The 3216-nt window shown below is 71.1% G+C and carries 4 protein-coding genes; all 4 read left to right on the top strand.

Translation table 11 applies throughout. From position 1 onward, the window contains the following. Positions 1-305 precede the first annotated feature (305 nt). Positions 306-608, top strand: a complete 303-nt coding sequence (locus tag ACY45C_RS14115; RefSeq protein WP_462188065.1) for a hypothetical protein — start codon at positions 306-308, stop codon at positions 606-608. Further along, on the top strand, positions 586-972 hold the full coding sequence (locus tag ACY45C_RS14110; protein ID WP_462188072.1) for a cupin domain-containing protein: 387 nt from the start codon (positions 586-588) through the stop codon (positions 970-972). The genes ACY45C_RS14115 and ACY45C_RS14110 overlap by 23 nt, the downstream gene beginning before the upstream one ends. Further along, positions 969-1391, top strand: a complete 423-nt coding sequence (locus ACY45C_RS14105; protein ID WP_462188064.1) for a rhodanese-like domain-containing protein — start codon at positions 969-971, stop codon at positions 1389-1391. Before ACY45C_RS14110 ends, ACY45C_RS14105 begins: the two co-directional genes overlap by 4 nt. Before the next feature lie 932 nt (positions 1392-2323). Next, on the top strand, positions 2324-2692 hold the full coding sequence (locus tag ACY45C_RS14100) for a WhiB family transcriptional regulator (RefSeq protein ID WP_462188063.1): 369 nt from the start codon (positions 2324-2326) through the stop codon (positions 2690-2692). The last annotated feature ends 524 nt before the right edge of the window (positions 2693-3216 follow it).

The following is a 3216-nucleotide window of genomic DNA, read 5'->3' as shown; positions in this document are numbered from 1 at the left end:
CGCGACGCCACGCTCAGCCCGTTCGCACCGTGATCTCCACCGCTCTGCGCCGTCGCACTCCGTGCCTGCGCCACGGCGGGCCACCGCCGGCAGGACATCACCATCGTGCTCATTCGATGCGGTGACCCGGCGCATCAGTCTCGCGCGCGGCACCGCTTCTCCCCGCCCGGCCGTGTCCGGCGGTGTGCCGGCGAACGTACCCGCGTCCCAGCATCACCCGCGTCCCAGCATCACCCGCGTCCCAGCATCACCCGCGTCCCAGCATTACCCGCGTCCCAGCATTACCCGCGTCTTGGGAGTGACTCGTGCCCCTCCTCCACCCGGTCCTCATCGCCGACCCCACCCGCATCGCCGACCCCTTTGTGCCGACCTCGTGCCTGAGCGATGAGCCGGGCCTCATCGACCTGGCGACCCTGTGCGAACTGACCGCCGCGGTCTCGGCGACGCCCGAGGTCTGGCGTCCCGTCATCCGTCACCGTCCCGACCGCCGGTGGTACACCCGGCTGCTGCTCTCCGCGACCGTGGAGGTGTGGCTGAGGCTGGTACCCGGGGCAGCAGACGGAGGTACACGATCATGGCGGCGCGCTGGGTGCGCTGACGGTCGCTGAGGGTTTCGTGGAGGAGGACCAGTACGACCGAAGCTGGACCAGCTCCCAGGTGCACCGGCACGGGACCGGGGCCGTGGTCGGCTTCGATGCGACCCACGTCCACCGGGTCGCCAACCGCGGCCGGCAGGTCGCGACGACGATCCACGCCTACTCCCCACCGGAACTGTCGATGCGGTTCGCGCCGACGCCGGCCGATGGCGGCCGTACGGAGGATCCGCGTGCCGTCGAGATCCCGCCTGCGGCCGCGGCAGCCGCGACGGACCTGGGCCCGGCCGTCACCATCGGCGCGGCCACCGCGATAATCGAGGCGGGCAGGGGCGACCGCAGGGCTCCGACCCCCGCGGTGGCCGGGAGCGGCGCATGACGGCAACCGAGCACGCCACGGCCACACCACCGAGCCGGATCGACGCGATGCTCGCGGCGGCCCGGTCCCGGCTGCACCGACTCGAACCGGCGCAGGCCGCGCGTGCCCTGGCCGAGAACGGCGACGCGGTGCTGGTCGACATCCGACCCGCGGCGCAGCGCGCCGCGGAGGGGGAGATCCCCGGCGCCGTCATCGTGGAGCGCAACGTCCTCGAATGGCGGTTCGACCCCACCAGCGACGCGTGCCTGCCGCTGGCGACGGGGGACGACCTGCAGGTCATCGTGATCTGCTCAGAGGGTTACACCTCCAGCCTCGCAGCCGACTCGTTGCAACAGCTCGGCCTGCGGCGCGCCACCGACGTGATCGGCGGATTCCACGGCTGGGCGGCGACCGGGCTCCCCACCCGCCCGGCCCGCTGACCGACGCGACCCGACGCGACGCGACCCGACGCGACGCGACCCGACCCGCCGGCCCGGTCGAGGCCCCGACCGACTTCGACCGGGCCGGCGGGTTTACCCGGGGGATCCACCGGGGGTCCGCCCAGGGTCCGCCCAGGGAGTCTCGGTCGTGCCGGCCACGTCATCGCCGCCCCTGCACCCGCAGAGGTCAGGGGCGCATGCAGCAGCAAAAGCATCGGATGTGGTTCTGCGCACATGTCTCTACCGAAATCATCCCCCGAGAACCGGGGTAAGCGGACCTTCGCGGGATCGTCACCCGTACGCAATCGAACCCGGGTACCACTCCAACCTTGATCACCAAGGCCCCGCCGGCACCCCTCCCGGGCCGCGCCGGCCAGCCGAAAGTGATCTTCATGCACGCTGTTTCCGCTGTCCAGTAGCGATTCCCCGCCCATCCGGCGGTACCCGGCGAGCCCGATCCCGGTCGCCGCGGCGACCGAGCCCGACCGACGGCAACACCGATCCCGACCGACAGCAGCCATCTCGGAACGCGCACGGTGCGTGACCATCCACCTCGGCACACGCCGGTACGGAGCCCCGGACGTCCGCGTTCCGGAACCCTTGCTATCCGGTCGAGAGACGTCTACGTTCCTCGGTTAACGAGACGAGACGGGATCGTTTCCGAGCGGAGCTCCACCCACGGTATGCCAACCGAAAGGCAGCGTTGACGGATTCCACCCGGAACGCCCGAGGGCTTCTCGGCTCGACCAGGTTGACCTGCCTGTCTGGGGTGTATGCAACACCGGATTCGGCGGTCTGGAAAAGCATGTGTCCGCCTTTGCAACGTCAGCAGGAGACGGTATGCCCAGTCAGCCCAGCGTGCTACCCGCTCGAAGCTTCGCCACGCTTAGCTCTCTGTCCCCCGCGTGTCACCACGTGTCCGGCGGTGCACGATGAGCGCCGGTGTCCCGGTTCTTCCCGGCCGTGATCTGCCGCCACAGCCGTTCGGAGCTGGTTGGCCCGCCTACTGGCGCCAGGACGCGGCCTGCCGGGACGGCGACCCGGACGCCTTCTTCCCGCCGGACGGCCGCAACACGAAAGCCCGGGCCGCGGCCGAGACGCGGGCCCGCAAGATCTGCTCCGACTGCCCGGTGCAGCGCCCGTGCCTGGCCACCGCGATCTTCTGCCAGGAAGAGCACGGGATGTGGGGCGGCCTGACCTCGGACGAGCGGGCTTCCGTCGTCCCCCGTGGACGGCTGAGCGCGGACGACGCCCTAGTCTTCGCCGACCGGCTGCTGCTGTCCGTGTCGGTCGCGAGCTGAGCGGACCGCGCCCGGTGGCCCCGGGCGCGCCCCGCACCGGTGGCCGCCCCTGGCCGCGCGGTGGCTCCTCACGCCGGCCGATCTGCCCGGACATCGGTGGCGATGATCAGGGCCATGGTTCCGGACGGCTCGGCCGCGACGCCCTCGCTATCCGGTCAGGCCATACCCCATTGACGGACCCGGCCCATCCTGGGCAGTCTGCGTGTCATCACCTCACGCCGCGGGGCGTGCGGCGCGGCGGCACGGGGACCGGACGCGGGAGGGCGCGGTGGGCACGGGTATGGCTCCCGGCGAGGCCGGATTCGACGATCCGGGCGGTGGCGGCGAGAAACCCCAGGCCGCGCCGCCACCGACAAACCCCGGAAAATTTACCGAGAAATTCTTTTCCCCGAATATCATGCTTTATATCGAGCCAGCCCTGCACGGTCCTGCTCGCCGTTCCGCGCCCGCCACGCCAGGCGCGAATTCGGCTCTTCGAAGTTAAGCGGGTTTGAGGCATCTGCGGGCTCGGCGGGTGGTTGCGC

The organism is Frankia sp. CcWB2, assembly GCF_977927585.1.
Note: the sequence above shows the minus strand (reverse complement) of the source record. Positions and strands in the feature narration are given on the sequence as shown.

What these genes read in the sequence shown, in the direction of transcription:
- ACY45C_RS14105 (WP_462188064.1), top strand. Translation starts at nt 969, where the DNA reads ATGACGGCAACCGAGCACGCCACGGCCACACCACCGAGCCGGATCGAC.
- ACY45C_RS14100 (WP_462188063.1), top strand. Translation starts at nt 2,324, where the DNA reads ATGAGCGCCGGTGTCCCGGTTCTTCCCGGCCGTGATCTGCCGCCACAG.